Origin of the sequence: Arenibacter arenosicollis (assembly GCF_014397245.1) — a bacterium.
GTDB classification, from domain to species: Bacteria; Bacteroidota; Bacteroidia; order Flavobacteriales; family Flavobacteriaceae; genus Arenibacter; species Arenibacter arenosicollis.
The window spans coordinates 1-1946 of the sequence record NZ_JACLHY010000055.1 but is presented as its reverse complement, the minus strand read 5'-3'; the positions used below and the strand labels follow the sequence as shown (position 1 = coordinate 1946).

Below are 1946 nucleotides of genomic sequence, written 5' to 3'. Positions count from 1 at the left end.
ATTTTCTGTTCCATAGTTGTTGTTTCTTTCCAAGGCATGATAATTTGATTTTGATCTCAAATTATAACCTAAAAAAGTGTAAACTATGTGACTTTAACTTTGTAAAGGATGTCCCTTTAACGTACCTAATGAAGCACAACGTCTAAGCTATGGCAAGTAGGGCAGGTACTGGGCACAGACCTTTCCGTTTATACCCTTGGCCAAAGCTTTTGTATTTTGTTTTATCTTATTTTTTCTAAAAGCCAATCTAAAGATTTGGCGAACTTTGAAAACACCCCCAAACCTTTAAATTCAGCAATTACCGCCCTATTTGCTATAGGTATTGTTGTAAAACGTACTTTTTTACACTTCGATTGAAATCGTAACTTTTCCGCCAAGACCTTTTTCCACAATTTCGTAAAGCGTTTTCAAGGTCAGATTGCTGCCGTTGTTTTCTACTCGTGATATATACGTCCGTTTTTTGTCTACTAATTCGCCCAGTTGTTCCTGCGTAAGGTTTTTTTCTTCCCGTGCATTTCTCAAAAGCAAACCTATTTTAAAAGACTCAAAATCTCTTTCCAATCCGTCCCTACGTTCCGTTCCTTTTTTTCCATAAACGGTGTCCTTGATTTCTTTCCAACTCTTGGTGTCCATCTTATTTGTTTTTGTCTTCATAGTATGAATTCATTAGTCCGACCGCTTTGTCGATTTCTTTTTTTGGTGTTTTCTGCGATTTTTTGGTAAATCCGTTCAAGAGTATTACCAATTTTCCTTTGTCGAAAAAACAGAAGACTCTCCAAATGTCCGAGCCTAATTTTATTCGGGCTTCGTACAGTCCTTTTGTTCCGACAAGTGCTTTCAGATAAGTGGAGGGAACTCTTTCATAAGTCTCGATTATTTCGATTACTTTAAATATCTTGTCCTGAACCTTTTTCGGTTGTTTGAGCAAGAATTCTTCGAAATACCCTTTATACTGGATAACTTCCCTTACTTTTTCCATCACCCAAAGGTAACTTAAAAGTTACTATTTTCAAAATATTATGTTGAATTTAGTTTGGTCTCTTAAATTTGGTAGTATGTTTTACAACGGTTAAGCTACGAACACTACGGGAGCAGACTTGCGTTTGCTTTCCGCCATGCAGATAGCGAAATCTTTTTGTTTTGTTTTTCTTTTCCTGTCCAAAGCAAAATCCAAAAGATTTTGCGGACATCATAAAAAAACACAAACCCAGCGATTAAGACCTAAGCCCGTATTGTTTATAGGTTGTGTTGTACGCTGGCATCTTCGTGCGAGTGATTTGTTAGATAAATGGTATGTATTATCAATTACTTTTCAGTTTTTCGGCTACTTCATCATAATACTCTTGTGTAACCACTTCAGTCCACGTAGTTGGTTGTCCACCGCCATATAAAGCCAAATATGTTACATCACTAAGCTTTGAGGAGGAATGCCAATGTTCGATATTTTTCTCACATTTAATTATATCTCCTTCTTTCAAAATTACAGGCTCATTTCCTCTCTCCTGATAATAGGCTTCTCCATCTACAATTATTAAGACTTGCGCTGTTCCATGTTTATGCCAGTCCAAGGTTGAGTTTGCTTTAAAAGTTGCTTTTGTAATATTATAACCCAATTCCTCATCATCGTGAATAATGGCATTCAACCACGCTTCTCCGATATAATGAGTATTTGGTGCTTTTGTTCCCTCCGTTAGATAGGAGGATACCTTGTAATCTGAGTTTTGGGAAAATACAGATACAGAGGTTAAAATTAATAGGAGGAAAATTGATTTTTTCATTTTCTTGACGTTTATATATTTCTTGTTTGTTCCGAGTTTTATGCTGTTCGTTAAGGCACATAGTTTACACAAGTTAAAGATTAGCCTTTACACTAAATTAGTCTCTAACCTTGTTGCTTGTTCTTTATTTCTTAAATACTTTTCATCAAAGAAACCTAAAAATGTGTT

The 1946-nt window shown here is 35.7% G+C and carries 3 protein-coding genes; all 3 read right to left on the bottom strand.

Annotation, left to right across the window (positions count from 1 at the left end; translation table 11 throughout):
- Positions 1-342: 342 nt before the first annotated feature.
- The 3 genes from H4O18_RS21810 to H4O18_RS21800 all read right to left on the bottom strand — a co-directional run bounded on the left by H4O18_RS21810 (position 343) and on the right by H4O18_RS21800 (position 1778).
- Positions 343-633: a helix-turn-helix domain-containing protein gene (locus H4O18_RS21810; protein WP_089895954.1), complete on the bottom strand. Its 291-nt coding sequence runs from the start codon at positions 631-633 to the stop codon at positions 343-345.
- Between the two features lies 1 nt (position 634).
- A complete protein-coding gene (locus H4O18_RS21805; protein WP_089895945.1) occupies positions 635-979 on the bottom strand; it encodes a type II toxin-antitoxin system RelE/ParE family toxin in 345 nt (114 codons plus the stop codon).
- A gap of 322 nt (positions 980-1301) precedes the next feature.
- On the bottom strand, positions 1302-1778 hold the full coding sequence (locus H4O18_RS21800; RefSeq protein ID WP_187588626.1) for a cupin domain-containing protein: 477 nt from the start codon (positions 1776-1778) through the stop codon (positions 1302-1304).
- Positions 1779-1946 lie beyond the last annotated feature (168 nt).

Excerpts from the sequence above, each read along its gene's own strand:
- H4O18_RS21810 (WP_089895954.1), bottom strand. The coding sequence starts at position 633 with ATGGACACCAAGAGTTGGAAAGAAATCAAGGACACCGTTTATGGAAAA.
- H4O18_RS21805 (WP_089895945.1), bottom strand. The coding sequence starts at position 979 with ATGGAAAAAGTAAGGGAAGTTATCCAGTATAAAGGGTATTTCGAAGAA.
- H4O18_RS21800 (WP_187588626.1), bottom strand. The coding sequence starts at position 1,778 with ATGAAAAAATCAATTTTCCTCCTATTAATTTTAACCTCTGTATCTGTA.